This window comes from Leifsonia soli (assembly GCF_013408745.1).
Taxonomy (GTDB): domain Bacteria; phylum Actinomycetota; class Actinomycetes; order Actinomycetales; family Microbacteriaceae; genus Leifsonia; species Leifsonia soli.
On sequence record NZ_JACCBJ010000001.1, the window covers coordinates 2,633,571 to 2,657,144 of the forward strand.

A 23,574-nucleotide genomic window follows, 5' to 3' on the forward strand; every position below is an offset into this window, starting at 1 on the left:
CGCCCCGTCGTCAGCGAGCCCTGACGAACGCCCGGCGCACGACCCGTCTGTTCAGGAACACCGCGATGATCGCGATGATCGTGCCGACTGCAGCCTGCTCGAGCTTCATCCAGATCGGATAGCCGGTGTCCGGCGCCACGATGATGACGACGATTCCGATCGGCGCGAGCAGTGAGATCCACCGCATCCGGGTGTAGGCCGTGCGATTGCCTCGTGCGGCGGCCCGGGTGACGAAGACGAACACGATGCTCGCTCCGGCGACGACGGCACCACGCAGCCAGACCACCCAGTTCACCTCGGCGGGGTCCACCGCACTCAGGATCGCCGCAACACCGAGGGCGGTCAGGGACACGGCGGCGCACAGCACCCAGAGCCGAGTGACGGCTGCGAGAGCGGAACGCACTTCGAGCGGGTGCGCGGCGGCGGACGTCATGCGGGTTCTCCTTGTCGGGTCGCGCGGTCGAAGAGGTCGACGATCCCGGCGATCGTCGCAGCGGTGGCGGAGGGCGAGCCGGGCATCGTCGTCGCGAACGCGTCGATCGTCGCCCGGATCGAGCGCGCGACCACGAGGGTGTCGAACTCGCGGAACTCGCCGGCCTCCTGGCCGTGTGAGAGCAGTACCGACAGCAGAATCGCCGAAGTGTCCTCCCGGAGCCCGTTGTCGGCGCGGGGTGCGTTCGCGATGACCTCGATCACCGCGCGCGCGGCGAGGCGGTTGTCGGCCAGATACCGGAGGTTGCTGGTGATGTACGCCGCGAGCTTGTCGCGCCAGGTGCTGGCGGCCTCCATCGCCGGCACCATCACGGCGGCCGCGCCGTCGACCACGTGCGCGACCACCGCCTGCATCAGGGCCGCTTTGTCGGCGAAGTGGTACGAGACCATCCGGGTGCTGCTGAGGCCGGCGTCCTCGCAGATGCGGGCGAACGAGGTGGCGGCGAAGCCGCGCTCGGCCAGCACCGTGATCGTCGCGTCGACGATCTCGCGCCGGCGCTCGTCGGTGGACCGATAGGGACGCGTCGCAGGAGTCACCTGCCCATATTTACTTAATCAGGTAATTGCGCGCAAGTGCGGAGCGAAAAGAGAGACGGGTGCGTTCGCCAGCCGTTCCCGCAGATCGGCGCTCGGGCTGCCCAGCACCTCGCCGGTGAGCGTTCCGGTTTTCGAGATGGCCGCCATCAGGTCTGGTCCGACGTGTGCGAGGTGATCGAAGAACGCGGCGGCGTCGACGTATTCCTCGATCACGATCGCCTCCGTCCGATCGGCGTTGAGGTACACCTCGTACCGCGTCGTCCCCGTGTCCTCCTGCTCGACGATCTGCACGCACTGTCTGGACAGTCGTGTGAACTCATCGACGGCACCCGCGTGGAACACGAATCGGGCGATCCCCATCACCGTTGCCATCTGCTTCCTCCCTCTCTCATCGTGGTGATTCAACGACTGTGGGCGCTGCGCCAGGCCACGTAGTCGGCGACCGCGGCGGCGACGTCGAACTCCGGCGTGAAACCCGTCTCGGCCCGGAGACGGGAGATATCGAGGTACGGATGTCCTCCCGGCTCGGTGGAGCGACCCTCCAGCAACCGCACCGGCGTCTCGGGGAACGCGGCGTCCAGGGCTTCCGCGAGTTCACGGTGGGTGTAGCGGTGCCCGCTGGAGACGTTGTAGACGGTGTGATCCAGCACGTCGGCAGTCATCAGGAGCGCGATCGCGCGACCGGTGTCCGGGGCATAGCCGAAGTCGCCGCCGTCGTCGGCATGCAGCGCAGGCGGCTGCTCGCCCCGGCGCAGGGCTCCGACAGCGGGCGGGATGAGATTGAAGGGCGACTCCGGGTCCATGAGCGGCCCCCACGTGCTCCCGATCCGCAACAGCACGGGGTGCACGCCGGTCCCCGCGAGGCCGAACAGCGTGAGCGGCTCCACCGCTTTCTTGAACGCGACGATCGCGTGCGGAAGATCGGCCGATGGCAGGTCGAGATCCTCCGTCCACGGGATTTCGGGGCGACCGGTGTAGACGCTGATGCTGCTCGCAACGGCGAACCGGCCCACCTCCCAGCTGCGGGCGGCTTCGAGGGCGTTGAGGAGCCCGGCGGTGTCGCGCCGGAAGAACTCGATGGGGTCCGCTTCCGGGATGCTGCCGGCGAGATGCACGATGTCCCGGATGTCGTGTCGGTCGCCCAGCGCCAGGAACGCGTCCCGGTCGGAGATGTCCACGTTCTCGACGGTGACGCGTCCATCGAGGATCGACGGCACCTCAGTTGTGCGGTGGGCGGTGACGACGACGTCGTGCCCGCGGTCGACGAGGGCGGCGGCGGTGTGTGCTCCGATCATCCCGAGGCCGCCGGTGACGAGGATCATCGCTTCACCTCGTAGTGCAGGTGCGTGACATCGGGTGCCGCGACGACCTCAAGGATCCCCAGCCGGATGTGCCGCGGCAGGTCGTGGAAGAAGCGCCGTCCGGCGCCGAGCAGGATCGGCACCTGATGCAGAATCAGTTCGTCGACCAGGCCGGCGGCGAGCGCCTCCGTCACCAGCACTCCGCCCATCAGCCCGACATCCTTACCGTCTGCCGCGCGCTTCGCGACATCGACGGCATCGTCGATGCCGGTGCTGACGATGGTCTGCCGTGGGTTGGCCGGCGGAAAGTCCGAGCGACTGAGGACGACGAGCGGCGCGGTGGGATGCGGTGCCCCCTCTGCGAAGCGGTTGGAGTCGGTGTAGGTGGTGTGGCCGGCGAGCGTTGCGCCAACGCGGGACGCCAGCTCGTCGAAGATGCGTGCGCTCGGCTCCGTCAGCCGGAAACCGTCGAACACCCGGCTGGGCACGTCGCCGCTGCCGTACCAGTCGAACAGGGCGCCGCCGTCGCCGAGCCCGTGGCCCGGTCCTGGTTCGCGGCCGGTGATGTAGCCGTCGACGGAGACGGCCAGGCCGCAGATGACTTTGCTCATGTGTGAACCTCTTTCGTGTTTTCGGTTGGGCGTTCTGCACCCACGGGCGGAACCGCCTGCGGGAAATCGAAGAACCGGCGCGGGTCGTAGCGCTGCTTCACGGCGGACAGCCGGGGACCGTTCGCGCCGTGGTAGGCGCGAAGCGGATCCTCGAGCGCCGGATCCGGGAAGTTCGGGTAGACGCGGCCGGAGGCATGATCGTGTGCGAGTTCCCACGACGCATCGATCCAGGCGTCGTCCGGGGTTCCGGCGTGCTCGAGCAGGAATCGTTGCCCGCGGTGGGCGAACGCGGTCGCGGTCGTGCCCACGCGGTTGTACGCACCGGCGAGTGCGGTGAACGTCAGGCGCCGGTTACGTGAGCCCTCACCCGTCTCGAGGCACGACACGAGCGCGGAGACGGCGACGTCGTCGATCGGACGGTCGAAGAACTCGGAGCGGATGCGGACGCTTTCCGCGCTCGACGACCTCGCGTTATCTGACAGCGTCCTTCAGGGCTGAATAGGGCACCGGCTCGCTCACCGCCAGCAGCGTGGGCCGGCCCGCGCGGCTCGCGAACTCGTGCAGGAGTTCACGCGTGCGGCTCTCGGACAACGTGGACGCTCCGTCGATGTGGACGCGCAGGCCGGAGCCACCCGGGCGCCCCTCGACCGTCGCATTCAGGGTGAGCTCGTCCGGTGCGTCGGGAGCCCACGACTGCCACGCGGTGAGAACTGCGCGCGGGTCGATATCGCGCCAGTGCGCCTCGATCCGGCACGCTGCGGGTTCCGGGAGGGTGGAGAAGCGGAGGGACGTGACGACGCCGAACTGTCCGCCACCGGCACCGCGCAGCGCCCAGAACAGTTCCGGTTCGTTCTGCGCATCGCAGTCGACCACGGAGCCGTCCGCGAGGACGACACGTGCGCCGAGGAGCCGATCGCAGGTCAGCCCGCAGGCACGGCCGAGCAGTCCGATCCCACCTCCGAGCGTCAAGCCGGCTATTCCGACGCTCGGACCGCATCCCGCGGGCAGCGTGCGCCCCTGCAGGTGCAGGGCGAGGTAGACGGCTCCGAGACGAGCACCGGCGCCGATCACGGCCGTTCCGTCCGGGTGGACGGCAACCTCGTTCAGGGCCGACAGATCGACGACGATCCCCTCGGTAGAGGACCGCCCCGCGAAGCAGTGACCGCCTCCCCTCGGCACCAGGCGGAGTCCGGTCGAGCGCGCGTATGCGATCGCCCGAACGACATCCTCCTCCGACCGGCACAGCACGACCAGAGCAGGGCGCGTGTCCCGGAACGCACGGTTCTCCGGACGGCGTGCTCGGTCGTAGCCGGGCGAGTCCCCCGCGAGGACGTCCCCGTCGAGGAGTTCGCGCAATCGCTCGATTCCGGTCATGGTTCGACCGTAGGGATGCCGCCCGGATCAACTCTTGAACGAATCGAGCATCGTGCTTCGCCCGTGCTGCGGTCGGGCTGCCGCGAACGTCAGTCCTGCGGTCGCACCAGGTGCCGGTCGAGCGCGACGGCGATCGCCTCATCGCGGTTCGACACGTCCAGCTTCCGGTAGATGCTGCGGATCTGCGACTTCACCGTGTTCACGGAGACCCCCAGCTCCTGCGCGACCTCGGGGACGCGGGAGGTCCGCAGGTAGACCTCGAGCACAGCGAGCTCGCGCGGGCTGAGCGGCTCGCCTTCGGGCCGCGGCAGCAGCAGGGACCGAGCGGGAACCCGCTCGAGCACGTCGCCGAAGCCCGCTCCCGCGAGCGCATCGACGAGGCCGGGGAAGTCGTCGACGGGCACGAGTGCGACGGCGAGCCGTTGACCGCTCGCGCGCAGCAGCTCCCCCAATTCCTCCACGGCCGTTCTCCGGCGGGGACCGCCGGCGAATCGGAGGAGTGCGGCGGACTCCAGCGACAGCGCCTCCGCGCGCACGCGGGAGTCCATCGGCTCTCCGGCGACCCGGCGCAGCTGCTGGAGCGCCGCGCCCGTCCGGCCGAGCGCCAGTTCGACACGCGCCTGCCCGACGTGACGGTGCACACTGCCGGACTCGAGCTGACGGAGCACGGCCGTCGCGGTCGTGAGGTCGCCGAGCGCGATGTGCAGCAGCGCCCGGGACGGCGCGAGCTCGCGGCGGGCTGCCGCCCCGCGCCCCTCCGCACCCCGCAGGGCGGCGAACGCGTCCATCCCGGCGAGCCCCGCGGAGGGCCGGCCGTCGACCAGCTCGACGAACGCCTCGGTGACGGCGATCGCCCGCCAGTGCTCGATGGTCCGGCGGTCGTGGGTCATCGCCGCCAGCTGCTCCCGCGCCGTCGGGGCGTCGAACCGTTCCAGCGCCACGACCGCCTCGGCGATGCGGTAGAACGTCCCCGGATACCAGGAGCGCTGCATCGCCGTCCACTGCTCGTCCTGGGCCAGCTCGATGTAGGCCATCGCCTCGTGGATGTCGCCCCGGAGCGCGTGGATGCCGGCCGCCATCGCGACGTTGGCGAAGCCCGAGGAGTACCCGATGGGCGGAGACTCGGCCAGACCTTTCTCGAAGGTCTCCAGGGCCAGCTCGACCTCGCCCGCGTAGTACTGGGTCGTGCCGACGTGCGCGTAGATGCGGGAGAGCGCCTGAACGGAGGCGCGCTGGTCCAGCGGCAGCCCGTCCAGCGCCGCGACCGCCTTCCGTGCCGCCGCGCCGCCGAGTCGCGGTCGCCCGATCAGCCGGTACGCGGCGCTTTCGCTGACGAGGATGAGCGCGCGGTCGACGGGCCCCATCCGGTCGACGCCCTGCCGAGCGGCGCGAGCGGCCCCGACGAAGTACCGCAGCCCCTTCATCCGGCGATGCGGCTGGAGGTTGTAGGCGATGCCGAGCATCATCATGAGCAGCGGACGCGTGTGCAGCTCGGACGCCGGTATCCGCTCGGCGACCTGCGCGAACCCCTGCCGGATCCCGATGACGACGTCGAACCAGTGGTCCCGGACCACGGCGGTCGCCGTGTCGTAGTCGGCCGCGTCCACCGCATCCTGGAACTGCCGGAGCACATCCCGGTCGAACGTCAGCCGGATGTCGTCGGCACCCTCGGGCTCCGGGTCGGCGCCCGCGGAGAACGAGCGCGCGGACTCGTCCGAGAACGTGCTCATGGCGGCTCCAGGGTCGGCGGAAAAGGGGGCGTCGACTTCATCGTAATGACGCCCCGGCGCATCGCCCACGATCGCCGGCCTGTCACGCGAGACCGCGCCCGCCGGTCCTAGCTGACGTGCGTCGGCATGGCGCACCCGAACAGAAGGACATCACCATGACAGACCAGACACCCACCGTCGTCCTCGTGCACGGCGCATTCGCTGACGCCTCCAGCTGGAACGGCGTCATCGAGCGCCTGCACCGGCAGTCGATCCCCGTCGTCGCGGCAGCGAACCCGCTGCGCAGCCTGACCGGCGACGCCGCCTACCTCCGCGACGTGATCGCCGCGGTCGAGGGCCCGGTCGTCCTCGTCGGGCACTCCTACGGCGGCCTCGTCATCTCGGAGGCCGGATCCGCGAACGACCGCGTCGTCGCCCTGGTCTACGTCAATGCGTTCGTCCCGGAGCACGACCAGACCGCGTTCGACCTGTCGTCGGAGTTCCCGGGCAGCACCCTGGGGGACGCCCTCGACGCGCATCCGCTATCGTCGGGCGGGGCCGACCTCGTCATCCGCCCGGACGCCTTCCACCACCAGTTCGCCGCCGACGTGGACGAGCGCACGGCCGGTCTGATGGCGGCGACGCAGCGTCCCGTGACGCAGGCGGCACTCACGGAGGCGCTCCCGACCAGCACGCCGGCCTGGGCGACGACGCCCGCATGGTGCGTGTTCGGCGACGCCGACCTCAACATCCCCGTCGCCGAGCACCGGGCCGGCGCTGAACGCGCGAAGGCCCGCGGGGTCCGCGAGGTCGCGGGTGGTTCGCACGCCCTTCCGGTCTCGCAGCCGGATGCGGTGGCCGAGACGATCGTGGACGCCGTCCGTGCGGTGAGCGCGCTCGCCGCCTGAGCCAGGGGCGCCCTGTCAGAACGCCCCGACTCCCCGCGCGCGGTCGTAGCGTAGGGGAGGACGAGGAGGCGCGAGATGGCGAGAGTTCTGGTGACCGGCGCGGGGAGCGGACTGGGCTTCGGTGCCGCGCGGGAGCTGGCCGAGCACGGGCACACCGTGGTCGGCCACGTCCGCAGCGTGGACAGGGCGGGAGCGCTGCGGGAGGCGCTCGGCGATGACGGGATCATCCTGAGCGCGGAGCTCTCCGACGAGGAGCAGGTGCGGGCGCTCGCCGGCGACGTGGCGGACGCCGGAGGGGTGGATGCGGTGATCCACAACGCCGGCGTGATCGACGGCCCCGCCCTCCTCCCGGTCAACGTGGTCGCGCCCTACCTGCTGACGGCCCTGGTCCCCGCCGAACGGTACGTGTTCCTCAGCAGCGGGATGCATCGCGGCGGACGCGCGACCCTCGACGGGCTCGACTGGGCGGGTCGCACGCGCACCGCGTCGTACTCCGACAGCAAGCTGATCGTGACCGCCCTCGCGGCCGCGCTCCCCCGCTTCCGTGCCGGCGTCTTCAGCAACGCGGTCGACCCCGGCTGGGTGCCGACGCGGATGGGCGGGCGCAACGCCCCCGACGACCTCGAGCTCGGTCACCGCACGCAGGTCTGGCTCGCCGAGGGCGAAGACCCGGAGACCCGCACCTCGGCGTATTGGCACCACCAGCGACAGCAGCGACCGCATCCCGCCGTCGCCGACCTGGCGTTCCAGGATGCGGTCGTCGCGGCGCTGCGGGCGCACACCGGCACCAGCCTCTGACGGCGACCGCCGCCGGGACGACGAAGCGCCGCGGCACTCGACCGCGGCGCTTCCGAGCTCTCCGAGCTCGGCGTCGGCTTACTTGAAGGCGTCCTTGATGTCCTCGCCGACGTTCTTCGCCTTGGCGGCGGCCTGGTCGGCCTTGCCCTCCGCGACCTTCTTGTCGTCGTCGGTGAGCTTGCCGATGGCCTCCTCGGCCTTGCCCTTCAGCTCCTGAGCGGTGTTCTTGATCTTGTCGGCAGCACTCATGGCTGTCTCCTTCCTTCTTGTGTTGGGATGGGGTGTTTCGGGTGCCTCACGAGGGCCGGGCGGCGCTCGTGGACGTGTCGACCCGCGTCGCCGCCTGGAGCCGGGAGCGGAAGCCGCCGACCAGCTGGGCGAAGACGGGAAGCGTTGTGCCGAGGGCGGCGTCGAGGAGCGTCACCGCTTCATCCACCGCGTCCGTCACCTCGCGCGGGGATGCGCCGCGGCGGCAGCGGACCGTCACCTTCAGCGCCGGCGTGCGCCGCACCCGGTAGGCGCTCACCGCCACCCCGGCGACGCCCGGCACGGGCTTCAGCTGCTCGGAGAGCAGGGTCGCGGGGACCGCCGTGTCGAGCTCGACGGAGCCGTCCGGCGTCTGCAGGGTGAGGACCGTGGAGGTCGAGCCGTGACCTGCCCGGAGGATCAGGGCGATCAGCAGCACCACGAAGAAGGCGGCCACGACGAGGGCGACGAGCGCGGCGAGGCTGATCGTCGTGCCGGGCCACAGCGGCTGCCCGAAGGCGGCGTCGGCCGTCGTCGTCGCGGAGCGGCCGACGCCGCGCCAGATCCGTCCCGCGTCGGGGACGAGGAGGAGGGCCACGGCGAGCGCCGCGGCGGCGAGCGCGATGAGTCCGGTGACGGCGAGCAGCAGCCGGTTGATGACGCGGTTGGTGTCGTTCACGATCCGACCTTTCCTGTGGGGGAGACGAGGATGCTGAACCGCATGGGACCTGTCGTGCGTGCGAGGGCGAACTCGTCCGAGACGGCGGTCCGCACCTCGTCGCGGTCCACGCGCATCCCGCTGACGGGCACGATGCGCACCACCCCGGTACGGCGTCCGAGGCTGACGGTCACCGAGTCGGGCGACACCGCCGCGGCGCGGGAGGCGCGCCGGGCGAGGGCGGAGGCGAGCATCTCGTCGTCGGCGACGACGGCCGCGCGGTCGCCGAGGACCACCCGGCGGGCACGGCGTCCGGGGAGCAGCGCCAGCGCGAGGAGGATCACCCCGGCCACACCGGCGACGATCGCGACGGCGACCAGTAGGGGCGCCCCTGCGGACGGCGCCGCGGCGACAGCGGCGAGCTGTGCACGCGGGGCCAGCAGCAGCGGGCGCAGCCCGAGCAGATGGAGCACGCCCTCGGTCGCCAGCCACGCGACGGCGGCGACGAGGACGACGGCGACGACCGCGGCGGCGACCGTGCGCGGGGAGTGGGTCTCGCGGCGCACGATGCGCGCCTCCAGCCGGTTCATCGCACTCTCCTCTCCGTGATGACGGCCCCGGTCGCCCGGAGGTCGACGCGGGCCACCTCGAGACCGGTGAGCTCTGCGAGGCGCTCCCGGATGCGGGCGCCGGCGTCGGTCAGCCGGGCGGCCAAGGGCTCACCGGCCCCCGACCGGAGCGACCGCACCGCGACCGGTGTCGTGAGCCGGACGGCCAGCGCACCGGATTCGTCGCGCACGCGGGCCGAGATGTCGGTCGCGCCGACCCCGAGAGCGTCGGCGGCGACCGCACGGGCGAGGTGCTCGAGGGCGATCCGCTCGAACCGGTCGCGCCCGGCGGTCATGACGACGAGCGCCGGCCGCGCAGGGCGTCGGCCAGGCGGGCCAGGTCGACCTCGCCGCCGAGGACGCGCGCCACCAGGTACCCGACCAGCGCGGCAGCGGCCACGCCGACGAAGACCCAGAAGCCGAACGCCGCCCAGACGACGGCCAGGCCGCCTCCGATGAGGGCGCCGAAGCGGGCGGCGGTCACTGGACCCGGGCTTCCTGATCGTCGTCGTCGCTCGGCAGGTGCACGTCGTTGATGGTCACGTTGACCTCGGTGACCTCCAGCCCGACGATCCGCTCGATCGCCTGGACGATCGCGGCGCGCACATCGGCGGCGACCTTCTGCAGCGACACCGGGTACTCGGCGACGATGGTCACGTCCGCGGCGACCTGCTTCTCCCCGACCTCGACGCTGATGCCCTGGCCGTGGTCGGTCGCGTTGATCGCCTCGCGCAGAGCGCCGAGGGCACGGGCCGCTCCGCCTCCGAGCGCGTGGACGCCGGGGACCTCGCGCGCCGCGATGCCGGCGACCTTCGCCACGACGGCGTCGCTGATCACGGTCTTGCCGGTGGTGGGCTCCGCCGGAACCGCGGTGGTGGATGTGGTGGTTGCCATGTCCTGTCCTTCCGATCCGTTTCGTGCGGCCCATTCGTGTGGGTCGCACTCCTGTGACGGAGCGGCGGCGCCGTTCGTCACGCCGAGAAGCTGAGAAATCGCTCAATCGTCTCGCCTGGCTAGTTACTACCCGTTCTAGCAGAACCCGGCCTACACTCAAGGGGTGGACCGAGTCGCGGAAGGGGGCAGGGTGACGCGGACAAGCCTGCACGACCTCCTCGACGCCGGTGACGACACGCTCGCGGGCCGCGCTGCGGACGGCGACACGGTCGCCTTCGAGGTGCTCGTCCGCCGCCACGGACCTTTGATGCGGGCGTACGCAGCGCGCATGCTCGGGTCGACCTACGAATCGGACGACGTGGTGCAGGAGACCTTCGTCACGGCATGGCGCCGGCTCGGGGAGCTGCAGGAGGGGGCGGCCGTCAAGTCGTGGCTCATGCGCATCCTGAGCCGCCGCTGCATCGACCGCATCCGCGCGCGGCACGAGCACGACGACGTGACCGAGCTGGACGCTCCGGCGCCCGCGGCCGCCGGTCCGGAGCACGTGACGGAGGTCCGCACCGCGAACGAAGCCCTCGGCCGCGCCCTGGACGCGCTGCCCGAGCTGCAGAGGAGATGCTGGGTGCTCCGCGAAGTGGGACAGTACAGTTACGACGAGATCGCGCAGGAGCTCGACATCCCGGTATCGACCGTCCGCGGCCAGCTCGCTCGCGGAAGAAGACGACTGCTCGAGGCGATGGAGGACTGGCGATGACCGACCCGTACCTCCGCGGCGACGAACTCATCGACGGGCACACGCTCGACGAGCTGAGCGACTATCTGGCCCGCGGCCGGACACCCGCGGACCCCTCGATCGACGGCTCCCCGGAGTGCCGCGCCGCGCTGGCCTCCCTCGAACGACTCAGCCGCACGACGATGGAGCTGATGGAGGTCGAGGCCGAGCGCTCCCCGACCGACGACGGATGGGTGAGCCGCATCCTCGACGGCATCCGGCTGGATGTGCAATCCGGCCGGCGCGTTCCCCTCTCGCACCCCGACGAGACCGCCGACCTGGCGCTGACGGAAGGCGCCGTACGGGCGCTGGTGCGCGGCGTCGGCGACGGCATCGATGGCGTGATCGTGGGCCGCTGCCGGCTCGACGGCGACCTCGAGACGCTCGGATCGCCGGTCGCGGTGCACGTCGAGATCTCCGTCCGGTACGGCGACCCGCTCGAGGCCGTCGCCGCCGAGGTGCGTGCCGCGGTCGCGGCGGAGCTCGCTGCCCACGCCGAACTGAATGTCGCGTCGGTGGATGTGACGGTGACGGATGTGCGCGCCGGACGCGCCCAGGACGGAGGACCCGCATGAGCGCGACGGACGCCTCACCCGCCGCCGAGCTCGCTGCCCTGATCGGCGGAGTGCCCGGGGTGGCCCGCCTCTACCCCGCCGCCGGCCTGGTCGGCCGGGTCACCGGAGCGGTGGCCGCAGCGGTCGGAGGCGCCCCCGCGGACGACATCGCCGTCGCCCCCGACCGCATCGCGATCCGGATCGGGGTCGGCACGGAGCGGCCAGCGGCCGCGGTCTGCCGCGACGTGTACACGGCGGCGCGCGCGTGGTCGGCCGTCGCGGGCATCCCGGACGCCGTGATCGAGGTCACGGCGGCGTCGATCGAGACGGTTGACACCGATTTGCCAGCACTTCCCCAGCCCGGTCGCCGCTAGGATCGAGGACAACAAGGGGAGTACTCCCGCCGGCAGTGAGCCCGTCATTACGGATGCGCCATCGCATCCCGGGCCGCTGGTCCCGAACCGAGGTCGTCGATCCGGTCGGGGCGGAGGAGACCTTGGCGAGACGTTCCGCCTACCCCTTGGAGTCCCGGTGCAGGTCACCCCGCTCATCTGGATCATCACGATCGCCGTCACGATCGCATTCTTCGTCTACGAGTTCTTCGCGCACGTGCGGAAGCCGCACGAGCCGACCATCGGCGAATCGGCCCGCTGGTCCGCCTTCTACATCGGACTCGCGCTGCTGTTCGGCGTCGGGATCGGCATGGTGTCCGGCTGGACCTACGGCGGCGAGTACTTCGCCGGCTACCTCACCGAGAAGGTGCTCTCGGTCGACAACCTGTTCGTCTTCCTGCTGCTGATGTCGGCGTTCGCCGTGCCCAAGGCGTACCAGCAGAAGGTGCTGATGATCGGCATCATCATCGCCCTCATCCTCCGCGGCGCGTTCATCGCCGTCGGCGCGGGCCTCATCGAGAACTACTCGTGGGTGTTCTATCTCTTCGGCGCTCTCCTGCTCGTCCTGGCGTGGCGGCAGGCGTTCGGCTCCCACGACTCCGACCCGACGAACAACCGGGTCATGCGGTTCATCCGACGGCACCTGCCCGTCACCGACGAGTACAACCGCGACCGGCTGACGGTGAAGAAGGACGGACGCCGCTTCGTCACCCCGATGCTGCTGACCATCATCGCGATCAGCCTCATCGACGTGATCTTCGCCGTCGACTCCATCCCCGCGATCTACGGGCTCACCAGCGAGGCCTACATCGTCTTCACCGCCAACGCTTTCGCCCTGATGGGGCTCCGCCAGCTGTACTTCCTCATCGGCGGGCTCCTCGAGCGGCTGGTCTACCTGTCGCAGGGTCTCGCGGTCATCCTCGGCTTCATCGGGGTCAAGCTCGTCTTCCACGCGCTGCACGTCAACGAGCTCCCGTTCATCAACGGCGGGCACCCGGTCGAGTGGATCCCCGAGATCCCGACCTGGCTGTCGCTGCTGTTCATCGGAACGACGATCGCCGTCGCCGCGGCCGCCAGCCTCCTCAAGACTCGCGGCGATCGGGCTGCCGAGGGGAGCGAGGGCCAGGACGAGCCGGAGCTCAGTCCGGACGCGCGTCCGCAGCGGTGAGCGGGGCGGCGGATGTGTCGTTCCGCCACGCCCGCAGCGTGTGGCTGAACCCCACGAGCTCGTGTCCGACCACCTCGATGACGGCTCCGAGCGCGACCAGCCCGATCACGACGCTCAGGGTGGTGAGCTGCCCCGGCTGCTCCAGGTCGATGGGCTGACCGGGATGCGACGCGGCGCCGACCGCGACGGCGGCGGCCAGCGGCGCGAGCGTGATCAGCAGCAGCGGCAGGTGCGTGAGGTCGAACGAGCGCAGCAGCACGCTCCAGATCAGGAAGATCAGCACGATCGTGGCGGCCAGCGGCACGGTCAGGGCGATGGCGACCCCGAGCAGCGAGACGCCTCCGTTCACGACGGCGATGGTGGTCAGGTGCAGGCCGGCGCCGATCGCGGCGATCGTCCCGAACAGCGCGAGATGGGCGTACCGCCACCCGAACGCCCGCTCCGGCCGCCGCTCCAGCACCAGCCGCGACGGCACCAGGAAGTAGCTCCACCACACGGCGGCGGCCATCACCAGGCCGGAGGAGGCGATCAGCACGGCCTCGACCGACCAGCCCGCCTCCTGGGTCAGCGCGCCGACGGCGGCGGTCGTCGCGGCGATGACCTCGCCGATGGTGATCAGCGTCAGCAGCGCGAAGCGCTCGGCGAGGTGGCCCGGGTTCCAGGGCGAGAAGCCGAAGATCCGGGTCGCCACGAGGGGAGCCACCATCTCGGCGAGCGCGAGCACCACGATGGCGACCACCGTCACCTCGGCGGGCATCGGAACGATCGCCGTCAGCAGCCAGCCGACCTGCGCCACCGAGATGATGACCACGTACGAGAGCGCGTTCGGCCGATGGCCGGGATCGGAGCGCGCCGCCCGCAGCCACAGCACGATCAACGGCACGCGCATGATGATGTACCCGATCACCATGAGCAGGTTGTTCGGGCTCTCGCCGTGCGCGGCGGCCTCGAAGCTGACCGGGAGCCCGTACGTGAGCACGATCACCCCGATCATCTGGACGATGGTCGCCAAGCGGATGAGCACATCGTCGTTGCCGTAGGCCGACGAGAACCAGGTGAAGTTGAGCCAGGCCCAGCTGACCGCCCACACCGCGAACACGTAGGCGCCGAGCGCCGGCCAGACGTCGCCGTGGGCGAGCTGCTCGGCCAGCTGATCCGACGCGGCGGCGAAGGCGACGACGTAGGTCAGGTCGTACAGCAGCTCGAGCGGGGTCGTGGTGCGCCCGCGCTCCTTCGGGTTCCTGCCGGGCATCGGCCGGATGCGATGCCGCAGTTCCAGCCGCAACTGGTCCGTGAAGTCCGATTCGCCGCCCACGAGGCCTCCCTCGTCAGAGTCTGGCCCATGTGGCGCGACGGAGGGTAGCCTTCGCCGTCAGGAGGACCCGATCCGTTCGGTGAGCAGGTCGAGCAGCGCCTCCGCCGCACGGCCGGGCCGCTTCCGGGCGATGGCGCTGAGCCGCCAGTCCACCGGTCTGCTGAGCGGGCGGAGCACGGTTCCTGCGGCCGGGATGATGGTCAGCTCGGGGAGGGCCGCCACCCCCAGTCCGGCCGCCACGAAGCGCGGGATCTCGCCGAGGTCGGCCAGCTCGGTGGGCACGCGGCGGCTCAGGCCGAGCGCTTGGAACGCGCGGTCGAGGGTGACCCGGTTGCCGAAGCCCGCGCGCGAGTCCACCCAGGCCTCATCCGCGAGGTCGGCGAGGGCGACCGAGGAGCGGCCGGCGAGACGGTGGCCCTCGGGCAGCACGACGAGGAAGGGCGAGTCGACGAGGGGTCGCGTGACGAGGTCGGGGACGGCGTCGGGGAGTCCGTGGAACGCGATGTCGAGCCGCCCCTGGCGCACGTCCTCCACCAGTCCGGTCGACCCGCTCGGGGAGGGGCCGAGGCGCAGGTCCACGTATGGATGCCGCCGGTGGAACTCGCCCATGATCCCGGGCAGGTCGACGGTCGTCAGGTTCGTGAAGATGCCGACCCGGACCGTGCCGCGCAGCGGGCCGTGCTCGTCGGTGAGCTCGCGCATCCTCTCCACGGCTTCGATCGCACCGCGCGCCTCCGGGAGCACCGACCGGCCGGCCTCGGTCAGGCGGACGCCGTGCGCATCCCGCTCGAACAGGGTCGCTCCGAGCTCGGTCTCCAGGCTGCGGATGCCCGCGGAGACGGTCGACTGCGCCGCGAAGACGCGTGCGGCGGCACGGGTGAAGTTGAGCTCGTCCGCCACCGCGACGAGGTACTCGAGCTGGCGCGTGTCCACGATCTCAGCCTAGCGCTGACGATCGTCAAAATCGATCGTCAGCATCGGCTATTTCCGTTGGACTCGATGGGCGAGGAGGAGCACTATCGAACCATGACCAGCACGCTCGACTCCTCCGCCCCCACCGGATCCTCCCCTCGCCTGGGGACCGCTCCGGGTCGCGCCCGGCGTTCCTTCCGCCTGCGCCACGGCGCCGGCTTCTGGGTCATCGCCGCGGCGTTCCTCGCCGTCATGGCCTTCTCGACCGTCCCGACCCCGCTGTACGCGTTCTACCAGGCGCGCGACGGCTTCCCGACCTGGGTGGTCACCGTCATCTTCGCCGCGTACGCGGTCGGCGTCATCGCCAGCCTCTTCCTGATCGGCCACCTGAGCGACATCGCCGGGCGGCGCAGGATGGTGCTCATCGCCGTGCTCGTCGAGATCGTCTCCGCCGCCCTGTTCCTGGTCTGGAACGACGTCACCGGCCTCATCGTCGCGCGCACCCTCTCCGGGATCGGCGTCGGCGCCCTCACCGCGAGCGCCACAGCGCACCTCAGCGAGCTCCGCGCGGTCGCGCGCCCCGACGAGGGTCCGGCGACGGCCGGAACCGTCTCCACGGTCGTGAACACGGGCGGACTCGCCCTCGGCCCGCTGATCGGCGGCGCGTTCGCGCAGTTCCTCCCCGAGCCCCTGCTCCTCCCGTACGCCGTGTTCCTCATCCTGCTCGCGGTCGCGGCCGTCGCCGTCGCCCTGGTGCCCGAGACGGTGGAGCGCGCCGAGGAGCGCCCGGCCTACCGCCCGCAGCGCATCTCGCTGCCCGCCGAGGCGCGCGGCGCCTTCTCCGCCGCGGCCGTCGCCGCCTTCGCCGGCTTCGCGGTGTTCGGGCTGTTCACGTCGCTCGCGCCGAGCGTGCTAGTGGTCACCCTCCACCAGACGTCGCACCTGCTGGCCGGATTCGTGCCCTTCGCGGTCTTCGCGGCATCGGCGGTCTCGCAGATCGTCTTCGGCCGCCTCTCCGCCCGCGCCCAGCTCATCCTGGCTCTCGTGCTGATGCTCGTGGGGCTCGCCGGGCTCGCGACCGGCGTGCTGATCGCTTCGTTCGCGGTGTTCCTGGTCAGCGGCGTGCTGGCGGGCGCGGGCGTCGGCCTGCAGTTCCGCTCCGCGATCGCCGCCGCCGCCTCCCTGGCCGCGCCGGAGCGCCGCGGCGAGGTGCTGGCCGCGATCTTCCTGATCGCGTACATCGGCCTGGCCGTCCCCGTGCTCCTCGTCGGCGTCGCGCTCATCGTGTGGCCGCTCGTCCCGGTGCTGGTGGTGTTCGTCGCCGCCGTCGCCGCGCTGTCGGTGCCCGCCGGGCTGCGGATGCTGCGCCGCGCCTGACCCGGGCCGTCAGTGCACCGACGTGAAGGTCCCGAGCGCATCGTCGGCGAGCGCGGACCGCAGAGCCGGAAGCGAGCCCTCGTCCACCCTGACGATCGACTGACCGTCGGGCGAGGTCCCGGTTCCGGCCGTCGGCATCGTGAAGGCGTGGATACTGGAGGCGCCGGAGAGGCGCATGCTCGCCGCCAGCCCGATCATCGTCGGGAGGTCGAACTGGGCGTCGACCTTGAGGTACCGGCCCACCGCGCCGGCGAAGGACGTGACGGCGGCCGGGTCGGTCAGCGTGCCGCTGCTGAGGAGCTTGTGGACGATGGCCTGCAGCAGGGCCTGCTGGTTCGCCACCCGCTGGTAGTCGGCGGTCGGGAAGGCGTAGCGCTCCCGCGCGAAGGCCAGGGCCTGCGCTCCGTCGAGGTGGTTGAGGCCCCTGACGAAGGTGTAGTGCGGCTTCTTCGACGAGGTGAAGCCGACCGGGCTGTCCACATCCACACCGCCGAGGGCGTCGGTCATCCCTTCGAGCCCCTGGAAGTCGATGATCGCGACGTGGTCGATGTGCGTTCCGAGGAGCTGCTCGACGGTCTGGATCGCCAGCGGCGTCCCTCCCCAGGCGAGTGCCGCGTTGATCTTCGCCGTGCCCTTCCCCGGGATCGGGACCCACAGGTCGCGCATGATCGACATGATGTAGACGTCTTTGCGGTCGGCGTCGATGTGCACGAGCATCATCGTGTCGGAGCGCTGGTTGGACGTGGTGGCCTGCCCGACCGTGGTCGGGTCGCCCCGCGAGTCCGACCCGATGAGCAGGATGTTCATGGCGCCGGTGGAGACGGGGGTCGGCCGAGAGGCGGCCTCCGGGAAGGCGCGCGGGATGTGGGTCACGGCCGAGTTGAAGGTCGACGCGACGCTTCCGGCGTAGAAGAGGCCTCCGCCGACCACGCTGCCCGCCACGACGGTGGCGATGGCGAGGAGCGTGGTCAGCACGATGGAGACCCGGGAGCGGCGGTGCGGAGCCGTGGACGGGCGGCGGTTCCGGCGGTAGTGCGAGTGTGCGGTCTGCGCGATCATGATGGCCGTCTCCGGCACTCCCCCAGGAGCGTCTCGTCCGACTCCGCCCGAGCTTCGAGCGAGATGAGGATTTCTCATCTGTAATCGAGGCTACGTCCACCGCCTGGGAAAGTCCTCGTTAATGAGGACATAATTTGTACCCCGGTTACCCCCAGTTCGTGGGGGATCAGGACAGCGCCATTCCGGGCACGCGTCGGCGGATGGCCTCCATGGTCGCTTCATCCGAGACGCCCTGGAAGTCGTACCGCGGCGTGTAGGGGGCGATCAGGGCGGTGACCTCGTCGTCCGTGAGCTCCACCTCGAGCGAGGCGATGGCGTCGTCGATCTGCTCGATGGAACCTGCGCCGACGAGCGGGGCCGTCACCACGGGCTGGCGGCGGAGCCAGGCCAGGGCGATCGCCGCCCGGCTCACTCCGTGCGCGGCGGCGACCTCCCCGACCGCGTTCACGATGGCGCGGTTGGACTCCTCCTCGGCCGGCGAGTACAGCAGGTCGGCGTACGCGCCGTCCGTCTCCGAGCGCGCCGTCGCCCGTGCGTCGTCCCACGCGCGGGCGAGGCGGCCGCGGCCGAGCGGGCTCCAGATGATGGTGCCGACGCCCTCATCGAGGCAGAGCGGGATCATCTCGCGCTCCTCTTCCCGGGCGAGCAGGTTGTAGTGGTCCTGCATCGAGACGAAGCGCGCCCAGCCGTGCTGCTTCTGCAGATTGAGGGCCTTCGCGAACTCCCACGCGAACATCGAGGACGCCCCGAGGTAGCGCACCTTGCCCGCCTTCACGACGTCGTTCAGCGCCTCGAGGGTCTCCTCCCACGGGGTCGAGTGATCGTTGCGGTGGATCTGGTAGAGGTCGATGTAGTCGGTCCCGAGTCGCTGCAGGGAGTGGTCCACCTCGGCCAGGATCGCCTTGCGCGACAGCCCGCGGCCGTTCGGCCCCTGCCGCATCGGATGACGCACCTTGGTGGCGATGACGACCTCGTCGCGGTCGGCGAAGTCGCGCAGTGCCCGACCGAGGATCTCCTCACTGGAGCCGTTCGAGTACATGTTGGCGGTGTCGAAGAAGTTGATCCCCGCCTCCAGCGCGTGCTTGATGAGGGGACGGGCCTCCTCCTCGCCCTTCGACCAGACGGGATGCCCGCGATCGGGCTCGCCGTAGCTCATGGCGCCGATGGCGATGGGCGACACGTCGAGGCCGGTCGTCCCGAGCTTGCGATACTGCATGAGATCTCCTTGAATAGACGTGGCGGAGAACTCTCCGCTTCGTCCATCACGGTAACGGAGAATTCTCCGTTTAGCAAGGAGACGCATGCCGGACGCCCCTAGAGCCGACGCCCAGCGCAATCGGGCGCGCATCCTCGACGTCGCGTCGACGGCGTTCCGGGAGAACCCCGACATCTCGCTCAACCAGATCGGCAAGCTCGCGGGCGTCGGCGCCGGCACCCTCTACCGGCACTTCCCCACCCGGGAGGCGCTGCTGCTCGCCGTCTACGCGACCGAGATCGACGCGCTGGAGGCTGCCGTGGACGGGCTGCTCGCGGAGGAGGCCCCGCTCGACGCGTTCCGCAGCTGGTCACGGCAGCTCGCCGAGCTGGTGCGCCTCAAGCACGGACTCGGGGAGGCACTGGCGACCCCGTCGGCGCAGGCGATGATCGACGCCACCTACGCGCCCGTGACGCGCGCCATCGGACGGCTGCTGGATGCCGCGGTCGCGCACGGCGACATCGGCCCGGGAGCGGACCCCGGCGACATCCTGCTGCTTCTCAGCGCGCTCTGGCGCGTCCCGTCCGGACCGGGCGGCCTCGTACAGGCCGACCGGCTGCTGGAGATGGTGGTCGCGTCGCTTCCCGCGGCCGACGGCCGGGGCTGACGACCGGCCCCGACCGCCCTGGGCGGGTCAGATGCCTCGGGCGAGGCGGTAGTAGGCGGCGTTCGCGTCCAGGTCGCGACGGACCGAACGGAGCGTCGTCGTGTCGTCGATGACGATCAGCTCGGTGCGGAGCATGCGCGCGAAGTCCTCGAAGACCTGGACGCCGACTGCGGTGCTCATCACCGTGTGGTGCGCCGCCCCGGCCTCCAGCCAGGCGGTCGCCGACGTCGTGAAGTCGGGCTGCGGCTTCCACACCGCGCGGCCGACCGGCAGCTTGGGCAGAGGAGCGGACGGCTCGACGACCTCGACGACGTTCGCGACCAGACGGAACCGGTCGCGAACATCCGACAGCGCCACGACGACCGCGGGGCCGGGGTCGGCGGTGAAGACCAGCCGGACCGGGTCGTCCTTGCCGCCGATGCCCAGCGGGTGCACCTCCAGCGTCGGGGTGGCCGAGCTGAGCGACGGGCTGACCTCGAGCATGTGCGCGCCGAGGATGCGCTCGTCGCCGGGCGTCAGGTCGTACGTGTAGTCCTCCATGAGGGAGGCGCCGCCCGGCAGGCCGGCGCCCATCACGTTCGCCGCACGGACCAGGACGGCCGTCTTCCAGTCGCCCTCCGCGCCGAACCCGTAGCCCTCGGCCATGAGCCGCTGGACGGCGAGGCCGGGCAGCTGCTTCAGTGCGCCCAGGTCCTCGAAGCTGGTGGTGAACGCGCCGAAGCCGCCCTCCTCCAGGAAGGAGCGCAGGCCCAGCTCGATGGCCGCACCGTCGCGGAGCGACTGGTGGCGGTCGCCGCCGCGGCGCAGCTCGGGCGCGACGTCGTAGAGCTCCTCGTACTCGGCCACCAGGGCGTCGACGGCGTCCGACGGTGCCGCGGCGACCGCGTCGGCGAGGTCGTTGACGCCCCACGTGTTCACCTGCACCCCGAAGACGTGCTCCGCCTCGGTCTTGTCGCCCTCCGTGACGGCGACGAAGCGCATGTTGTCGCCGAAGCGGGCGAGCTTCAGCGCCCTGGTCGCGGCGCGGCCGGCCGCCGCGCGCATCCACGTGCCCACGCGGGCCGAGACGACCGGATTCGAGACGTGCCCCGCGACCGTGGTGCGCGGGACGCCGAGACGCGTGAGGATGTAGCCGAACTCACGGTCGCCGTGCGCGGCCTGGTTGAGGTTCATGAAGTCGAAGTCGATGTCGGCCCACGGCAGCTCGACGTTGGCCTGCGTGTGGAGGTGCAGCAGCGGCTTCTGCAGCGCGTCGAGACCGGCGATCCACATCTTCGCGGGGCTGAACGTGTGCATCCACGCGATCACGCCGATGACGCGGTCGTCGGCGTTCGCCTCGAGCATGATGCGGCGGATGGCGTCGGCGTCGGTGAGGACCGGCTTCCACACGATCCGCACCGGGACGTCGGGCGACGCGCCCAGCTCGTCGGCGATGGCGCGGGACTGGTCGGCGACCTGGGCGAGGGTCTCCGGGCCGTACAGGTGCTGGCTGCCGGTGAGGAACCAGACCTCGTAGCCGTCGAGGGAGGTGGTGAGCTTCGGCATCAGTGGATGGATCCTTCCGGGTTCTGTCCGTACACGTTCTGGTAGCGGTCGAAGAGGCTGTCGATGGCCTCCTGCGGGATGGGGACGATGTCGCCGCCCTGGCGGGCGATGTGCATGGTGCGGGCGACGTCCTCCGCCATGACGGCGGCCTTGACGGCGTCACGCGCGTCGGAGCCGATGGTGAAGACGCCGTGGTTCTGCATGAGGACCGCGCGGCTCCGGTGGCCGCTGAGCGTCTGCACGATCCCGCGGCCGATGGAGTCGTCGCCGATGATGGCGAACGGCCCGACCGGGATATCGCCGCCGAACTCGTCTGCCATGGCGGTGATCGCGCACGGAATGGGCTCGGCGCGCGCCGCCCAGGCGGTCGCGTACGTGGAGTGCGTGTGCACGACGCCGCCGACCTCGGGCATCGCGCGGTACACGAAGGCGTGGGCGGCGGTGTCGGACGACGGCGACCGCTCGGAGCCGAGCGAACCCGGGACCACCTCGCCGTCGAGGGTGCAGAGGATCATGTTCTCCGGCGCGAGATCGTCGTAGTCGACGCCGCTCGGCTTGATGACGAACAGGTCCTCCCCCGGCACCCGGCCCGAGATGTTCCCGCCCGTCCAGACGACGAGCTGGTAGCGGACGAGTTCGGCGTGCAGCGCGGCGACGCGCTCGCGGACGGCGCGGACGGCCGGGGACTCGGGGGCCGGGGCCTGGGCATCGGTCACTGTTCGGATCCTTCCGTTGGTCCCGCCGAAGCGGTGGTGTCGGGCAGGGCGGTGACGGCCGCCCGCTCAACGGCGAGACCGGCGTCGTAGCGGTCGAGGTAGGCGGCGAACCCGGCGACATCCTCGGGCCGCGGCTCGGCGATCTCGAAGACGACGTCGCGGAACACCCGCTCGCGCAGGTAGGTGTCGAGGTCGTGGCCGTCCTCGGCGCGTGCCCGGACGTAGGCGGCGAGGACGGCGATCCCCCACGCGCCTCCCTCGGATGCGGTGTGCGCGACGGAGACGGGAGCGTCCAGGGCGCCGGCCAGGAAGCGCTGGGCCACGCCGGCGGTGCGGAACACGCCTCCGTGCGCGAGCATCCGGTCGAGCGCGACGCCCTCTGCGGCGAGGACGCGCATCCCGAGCGCCAGGGTCGCGAACACGCCGTAGACCTCGGCGCGCATGAGGTTGCCCAGGCTGAAGCGGCTGCCCGGCGTGCGGACGAGCAGCGGACGGCCCTCGGTGAGTCCGGCGATGGGCTCGCCCGCGAGGTGGTTGTAGGCGAGCAGGCCGCCGGCGTCGTCGTCTCCGGTCAGCGCCTCCCGCAGCAGGGTGTCGAACACGGCGTCGGGATCGGCGGGGCGGCCGGAGGCGGCGGCGAAGCGGCCGAAGAGCCCGGCCCATTCGGCGAGCTCGCTCGCGCCGTTGTTGCAGTGCACCATCGCGACCGGGTCACCGGCCGGGGTGGTCACGACATCCAGCTCGTCGTGCACCTCGGCCAGCGGACGCTCGAGCACGACCATGGCGAAGATGCTGGTGCCTGCGCTCACATTGCCGGTGCGCGGGGCGACGGATGCGGTCGCGACCATCCCGGTCCCCGCGTCGCCCTCCGGCGGGCAGAGCGTCGCTCCGGGCCGCAGCGTTCCGGACGGGTCGAGGAGGGCGGCACCCTCGGCGGTCAGCTCGCCCGCGGGGTCTCCGGCGGAGAGCACCTCTGGCAGCAGCTCGCGGAGCGGCGGGATGCGGCCGCCGGCGAGCCGGTCGTACCGGCCGACGAGGTCTGCGTCATAGTCGCCGGTCGCGGGGTCGATCGGGAACATGCCGGACGCATCCCCCACGCCCAGCACGTGACGGCCGGTGAGCCTCCGGTGCACGTAACCGGCGAGCGTGGTGACGGAACGGAGGCGAGGGAGGTGCGGCTCGGCGTCGAGGACGGCCTGGTGCAAGTGGGCGATGGACCAGCGGAGCGGGATGTTCACGCCGAGCAGATCGGTCAGCTCGCGCGCGGCCGGGCCGGTGTTCGTGTTGCGCCAGGTGCGGAACGGTACGAGCAGCTCGCCCGCCTCATCGAAGGCGAGGTAACCGTGCATCATCGCCGAGACGCCGAGGGCGCCGACGGCGGTCGGAGCGACGCCGTGGCGCGCCTCCGCGTCGGCGGCGAGGGCGGCGTAGGCCTCCTGCAGGCCGGTCCAGACTTCGTCGAGCGGGTACGTCCAGAGGCGGTCGACGTACGAGTTCTCCCACTCGTGGGATCCGACGGCGAGGACGACCGACGGGTCGTCGGCATCCACGAGGCAGGCCTTGATGCGCGTCGAGCCGAACTCGATGCCGAGCGCGGTGCGGCCTGCGGCGATGGCATCCCGGGCGCTGGCGCTGGCGCTGGCTGCGGGAGCCGGGGAGGCGGCGTCGGCTGGCACCATGAGGCATCCACTCCTTTGTGACCGGTCACATTGACGGTCTGAGCATACGACACGCATCGCCGCTACGCCACTCCGTGCCCCGCGATA

29 protein-coding genes are annotated in these 23,574 nt (G+C 71.2%); 8 read left to right on the forward strand and 21 right to left on the reverse strand.

Features of this window, described 5'->3' with window-relative positions; translation table 11 throughout:
* Positions 1–10 precede the first annotated feature (10 nt).
* The 8 genes from BJ963_RS12730 to BJ963_RS12760 all read right to left on the reverse strand — a co-directional run bounded on the left by BJ963_RS12730 (position 11) and on the right by BJ963_RS12760 (position 6,045).
* Positions 11–433 (reverse strand): hypothetical protein, encoded by a 423-nt coding sequence (locus tag BJ963_RS12730; protein WP_179457059.1) that lies wholly within the window; start codon positions 431–433, stop codon positions 11–13.
* On the reverse strand, positions 430–1,029 hold the full coding sequence (locus BJ963_RS12735) for a TetR family transcriptional regulator (protein WP_179457060.1): 600 nt from the start codon (positions 1,027–1,029) through the stop codon (positions 430–432). The genes BJ963_RS12730 and BJ963_RS12735 overlap by 4 nt, the downstream gene beginning before the upstream one ends.
* An 18-nt stretch (positions 1,030–1,047) precedes the next feature.
* Positions 1,048–1,389 carry an antibiotic biosynthesis monooxygenase gene (locus BJ963_RS12740; RefSeq protein WP_179458134.1) on the reverse strand — a complete coding sequence of 114 codons (342 nt, stop codon included), beginning with the start codon at positions 1,387–1,389 and terminating at the stop codon, positions 1,048–1,050.
* A 41-nt stretch (positions 1,390–1,430) separates the two neighbouring features.
* On the reverse strand, positions 1,431–2,351 hold the full coding sequence (locus tag BJ963_RS12745) for an NAD-dependent epimerase/dehydratase family protein (RefSeq protein ID WP_179457061.1): 921 nt from the start codon (positions 2,349–2,351) through the stop codon (positions 1,431–1,433).
* Positions 2,348–2,941, reverse strand: coding sequence for a dihydrofolate reductase family protein (locus tag BJ963_RS12750; protein ID WP_179457062.1), 594 nt, complete (start codon positions 2,939–2,941; stop codon positions 2,348–2,350). Before BJ963_RS12750 ends, BJ963_RS12745 begins: the two co-directional genes overlap by 4 nt.
* Complete coding sequence (locus BJ963_RS19190; protein WP_343037275.1) at positions 2,938–3,249, reverse strand: BBE domain-containing protein; 312 nt, start codon at positions 3,247–3,249, stop codon at positions 2,938–2,940. Before BJ963_RS19190 ends, BJ963_RS12750 begins: the two co-directional genes overlap by 4 nt.
* Before the next feature lie 163 nt (positions 3,250–3,412).
* The gene (locus BJ963_RS12755; RefSeq protein ID WP_246298055.1) at positions 3,413–4,315 is read right to left on the reverse strand and encodes an FAD-binding oxidoreductase; all 903 of its coding nucleotides are present in this window, start codon (positions 4,313–4,315) and stop codon (positions 3,413–3,415) included.
* Positions 4,316–4,404: 89 nt separating this feature from the next.
* Positions 4,405–6,045, reverse strand: coding sequence for a helix-turn-helix transcriptional regulator (locus BJ963_RS12760; RefSeq protein WP_179457063.1), 1,641 nt, complete (start codon positions 6,043–6,045; stop codon positions 4,405–4,407).
* Between the two features lie 155 nt (positions 6,046–6,200).
* On the opposite strand from BJ963_RS12760, the gene BJ963_RS12765 reads away from it, so the two are divergent.
* Both BJ963_RS12765 and BJ963_RS12770 read left to right on the forward strand, forming a co-directional pair.
* On the forward strand, positions 6,201–6,932 hold the full coding sequence (locus tag BJ963_RS12765; protein ID WP_179457064.1) for an alpha/beta fold hydrolase: 732 nt from the start codon (positions 6,201–6,203) through the stop codon (positions 6,930–6,932).
* Positions 6,933–7,007: 75 nt separating this feature from the next.
* Complete coding sequence (locus BJ963_RS12770; protein WP_179457065.1) at positions 7,008–7,730, forward strand: SDR family NAD(P)-dependent oxidoreductase; 723 nt, start codon at positions 7,008–7,010, stop codon at positions 7,728–7,730.
* A 78-nt stretch (positions 7,731–7,808) separates the two neighbouring features.
* Here the strand turns inward: BJ963_RS12770 and BJ963_RS12775 are convergent, their stop codons facing one another.
* From BJ963_RS12775 to BJ963_RS12800, 6 genes are read right to left on the reverse strand one after another with little or no spacing between them, the layout of a single operon-like run.
* The gene (locus BJ963_RS12775) at positions 7,809–7,979 is read right to left on the reverse strand and encodes a CsbD family protein (protein ID WP_089907333.1); all 171 of its coding nucleotides are present in this window, start codon (positions 7,977–7,979) and stop codon (positions 7,809–7,811) included.
* A gap of 46 nt (positions 7,980–8,025) precedes the next feature.
* A complete protein-coding gene (locus tag BJ963_RS12780) occupies positions 8,026–8,655 on the reverse strand; it encodes a hypothetical protein (protein WP_179457066.1) in 630 nt (209 codons plus the stop codon).
* Positions 8,652–9,224 carry a hypothetical protein gene (locus tag BJ963_RS12785; protein WP_179457067.1) on the reverse strand — a complete coding sequence of 191 codons (573 nt, stop codon included), beginning with the start codon at positions 9,222–9,224 and terminating at the stop codon, positions 8,652–8,654. Before BJ963_RS12785 ends, BJ963_RS12780 begins: the two co-directional genes overlap by 4 nt.
* Complete coding sequence (locus BJ963_RS12790) at positions 9,221–9,538, reverse strand: hypothetical protein (RefSeq protein WP_179457068.1); 318 nt, start codon at positions 9,536–9,538, stop codon at positions 9,221–9,223. Before BJ963_RS12790 ends, BJ963_RS12785 begins: the two co-directional genes overlap by 4 nt.
* A complete protein-coding gene (locus BJ963_RS12795) occupies positions 9,535–9,726 on the reverse strand; it encodes a hypothetical protein (protein ID WP_089907326.1) in 192 nt (63 codons plus the stop codon). Before BJ963_RS12795 ends, BJ963_RS12790 begins: the two co-directional genes overlap by 4 nt.
* Positions 9,723–10,136, reverse strand: a complete 414-nt coding sequence (locus tag BJ963_RS12800) for an Asp23/Gls24 family envelope stress response protein (protein ID WP_179457069.1) — start codon at positions 10,134–10,136, stop codon at positions 9,723–9,725. The genes BJ963_RS12795 and BJ963_RS12800 overlap by 4 nt, the downstream gene beginning before the upstream one ends.
* Before the next feature lie 190 nt (positions 10,137–10,326).
* Between BJ963_RS12800 and BJ963_RS12805 the strand changes: the two genes are divergently transcribed.
* The 4 genes from BJ963_RS12805 to BJ963_RS12820 all read left to right on the forward strand — a co-directional run bounded on the left by BJ963_RS12805 (position 10,327) and on the right by BJ963_RS12820 (position 13,022).
* The gene (locus BJ963_RS12805) at positions 10,327–10,890 is read left to right on the forward strand and encodes a sigma-70 family RNA polymerase sigma factor (protein ID WP_179457070.1); all 564 of its coding nucleotides are present in this window, start codon (positions 10,327–10,329) and stop codon (positions 10,888–10,890) included.
* Entirely contained in the window at positions 10,887–11,483 is a 597-nt protein-coding gene (locus tag BJ963_RS12810; protein ID WP_179457071.1) for an Asp23/Gls24 family envelope stress response protein, read from the forward strand. Before BJ963_RS12805 ends, BJ963_RS12810 begins: the two co-directional genes overlap by 4 nt.
* Entirely contained in the window at positions 11,480–11,836 is a 357-nt protein-coding gene (locus BJ963_RS12815; protein ID WP_179457072.1) for a hypothetical protein, read from the forward strand. The genes BJ963_RS12810 and BJ963_RS12815 overlap by 4 nt, the downstream gene beginning before the upstream one ends.
* A gap of 157 nt (positions 11,837–11,993) precedes the next feature.
* Positions 11,994–13,022 carry a TerC/Alx family metal homeostasis membrane protein gene (locus BJ963_RS12820; RefSeq protein WP_179457073.1) on the forward strand — a complete coding sequence of 343 codons (1,029 nt, stop codon included), beginning with the start codon at positions 11,994–11,996 and terminating at the stop codon, positions 13,020–13,022.
* Here the strand turns inward: BJ963_RS12820 and BJ963_RS12825 are convergent.
* Together BJ963_RS12825 and BJ963_RS12830 are read right to left on the reverse strand one after the other, a co-directional pair.
* Positions 12,994–14,337, reverse strand: a complete 1,344-nt coding sequence (locus tag BJ963_RS12825) for a low temperature requirement protein A (protein WP_179457074.1) — start codon at positions 14,335–14,337, stop codon at positions 12,994–12,996. The genes BJ963_RS12820 and BJ963_RS12825 overlap by 29 nt on opposite strands.
* Positions 14,338–14,394: 57 nt before the next feature.
* On the reverse strand, positions 14,395–15,270 hold the full coding sequence (locus BJ963_RS12830; RefSeq protein WP_089907312.1) for a LysR family transcriptional regulator: 876 nt from the start codon (positions 15,268–15,270) through the stop codon (positions 14,395–14,397).
* A gap of 93 nt (positions 15,271–15,363) precedes the next feature.
* On the opposite strand from BJ963_RS12830, the gene BJ963_RS12835 reads away from it, so the two are divergent.
* Positions 15,364–16,626, forward strand: coding sequence for an MFS transporter (locus BJ963_RS12835; RefSeq protein WP_179457075.1), 1,263 nt, complete (start codon positions 15,364–15,366; stop codon positions 16,624–16,626).
* A gap of 9 nt (positions 16,627–16,635) precedes the next feature.
* On the opposite strand, the gene BJ963_RS12840 is transcribed toward BJ963_RS12835, so the two are convergent.
* Both BJ963_RS12840 and BJ963_RS12845 read right to left on the reverse strand, forming a co-directional pair.
* Positions 16,636–17,685, reverse strand: a complete 1,050-nt coding sequence (locus BJ963_RS12840) for an LCP family protein (RefSeq protein ID WP_246298056.1) — start codon at positions 17,683–17,685, stop codon at positions 16,636–16,638.
* A gap of 166 nt (positions 17,686–17,851) precedes the next feature.
* A complete protein-coding gene (locus tag BJ963_RS12845) occupies positions 17,852–18,901 on the reverse strand; it encodes an aldo/keto reductase (RefSeq protein ID WP_179457077.1) in 1,050 nt (349 codons plus the stop codon).
* Between the two features lie 85 nt (positions 18,902–18,986).
* Between BJ963_RS12845 and BJ963_RS12850 the strand changes: the two genes are divergently transcribed.
* Positions 18,987–19,547, forward strand: a complete 561-nt coding sequence (locus BJ963_RS12850) for a TetR/AcrR family transcriptional regulator (RefSeq protein ID WP_179457078.1) — start codon at positions 18,987–18,989, stop codon at positions 19,545–19,547.
* Between the two features lie 27 nt (positions 19,548–19,574).
* Here BJ963_RS12850 and araA read toward each other — a convergent pair whose 3' ends face one another.
* From araA to BJ963_RS12865, 3 genes are read right to left on the reverse strand one after another with little or no spacing between them, the layout of a single operon-like run.
* The gene (gene araA / locus BJ963_RS12855) at positions 19,575–21,092 is read right to left on the reverse strand and encodes an L-arabinose isomerase (protein ID WP_179457079.1); all 1,518 of its coding nucleotides are present in this window, start codon (positions 21,090–21,092) and stop codon (positions 19,575–19,577) included.
* A complete protein-coding gene (locus tag BJ963_RS12860; protein WP_089907303.1) occupies positions 21,092–21,808 on the reverse strand; it encodes an L-ribulose-5-phosphate 4-epimerase in 717 nt (238 codons plus the stop codon). Before BJ963_RS12860 ends, araA begins: the two co-directional genes overlap by 1 nt.
* Entirely contained in the window at positions 21,805–23,487 is a 1,683-nt protein-coding gene (locus tag BJ963_RS12865; RefSeq protein WP_179457080.1) for a xylulokinase, read from the reverse strand. The genes BJ963_RS12860 and BJ963_RS12865 overlap by 4 nt, the downstream gene beginning before the upstream one ends.
* Positions 23,488–23,574 lie beyond the last annotated feature (87 nt).

Bases quoted from the DNA above. Each gene is read 5' to 3' on its own strand.
- BJ963_RS12730 (WP_179457059.1), bottom strand. From the start codon at position 433: ATGACGTCCGCCGCCGCGCACCCGCTCGAAGTGCGTTCCGCTCTCGCA.
- BJ963_RS12740 (WP_179458134.1), bottom strand. From the start codon at position 1,389: ATGGGGATCGCCCGATTCGTGTTCCACGCGGGTGCCGTCGATGAGTTC.
- BJ963_RS12745 (WP_179457061.1), bottom strand. From the start codon at position 2,351: ATGATCCTCGTCACCGGCGGCCTCGGGATGATCGGAGCACACACCGCC.
- BJ963_RS12750 (WP_179457062.1), bottom strand. From the start codon at position 2,941: ATGAGCAAAGTCATCTGCGGCCTGGCCGTCTCCGTCGACGGCTACATC.
- BJ963_RS12755 (WP_246298055.1), bottom strand. From the start codon at position 4,315: ATGACCGGAATCGAGCGATTGCGCGAACTCCTCGACGGGGACGTCCTC.
- BJ963_RS12760 (WP_179457063.1), bottom strand. From the start codon at position 6,045: ATGAGCACGTTCTCGGACGAGTCCGCGCGCTCGTTCTCCGCGGGCGCC.
- BJ963_RS12765 (WP_179457064.1), top strand. From the start codon at position 6,201: ATGACAGACCAGACACCCACCGTCGTCCTCGTGCACGGCGCATTCGCT.
- BJ963_RS12770 (WP_179457065.1), top strand. From the start codon at position 7,008: ATGGCGAGAGTTCTGGTGACCGGCGCGGGGAGCGGACTGGGCTTCGGT.
- BJ963_RS12775 (WP_089907333.1), bottom strand. From the start codon at position 7,979: ATGAGTGCTGCCGACAAGATCAAGAACACCGCTCAGGAGCTGAAGGGC.
- BJ963_RS12785 (WP_179457067.1), bottom strand. From the start codon at position 9,224: ATGAACCGGCTGGAGGCGCGCATCGTGCGCCGCGAGACCCACTCCCCG.
- BJ963_RS12790 (WP_179457068.1), bottom strand. From the start codon at position 9,538: ATGACCGCCGGGCGCGACCGGTTCGAGCGGATCGCCCTCGAGCACCTC.
- BJ963_RS12800 (WP_179457069.1), bottom strand. From the start codon at position 10,136: ATGGCAACCACCACATCCACCACCGCGGTTCCGGCGGAGCCCACCACC.
- BJ963_RS12810 (WP_179457071.1), top strand. From the start codon at position 10,887: ATGACCGACCCGTACCTCCGCGGCGACGAACTCATCGACGGGCACACG.
- BJ963_RS12815 (WP_179457072.1), top strand. From the start codon at position 11,480: ATGAGCGCGACGGACGCCTCACCCGCCGCCGAGCTCGCTGCCCTGATC.
- BJ963_RS12835 (WP_179457075.1), top strand. From the start codon at position 15,364: ATGACCAGCACGCTCGACTCCTCCGCCCCCACCGGATCCTCCCCTCGC.
- BJ963_RS12840 (WP_246298056.1), bottom strand. From the start codon at position 17,685: ATGATCGCGCAGACCGCACACTCGCACTACCGCCGGAACCGCCGCCCG.
- BJ963_RS12845 (WP_179457077.1), bottom strand. From the start codon at position 18,901: ATGCAGTATCGCAAGCTCGGGACGACCGGCCTCGACGTGTCGCCCATC.
- BJ963_RS12850 (WP_179457078.1), top strand. From the start codon at position 18,987: ATGCCGGACGCCCCTAGAGCCGACGCCCAGCGCAATCGGGCGCGCATC.
- araA (WP_179457079.1), bottom strand. From the start codon at position 21,092: ATGCCGAAGCTCACCACCTCCCTCGACGGCTACGAGGTCTGGTTCCTC.
- BJ963_RS12865 (WP_179457080.1), bottom strand. From the start codon at position 23,487: ATGGTGCCAGCCGACGCCGCCTCCCCGGCTCCCGCAGCCAGCGCCAGC.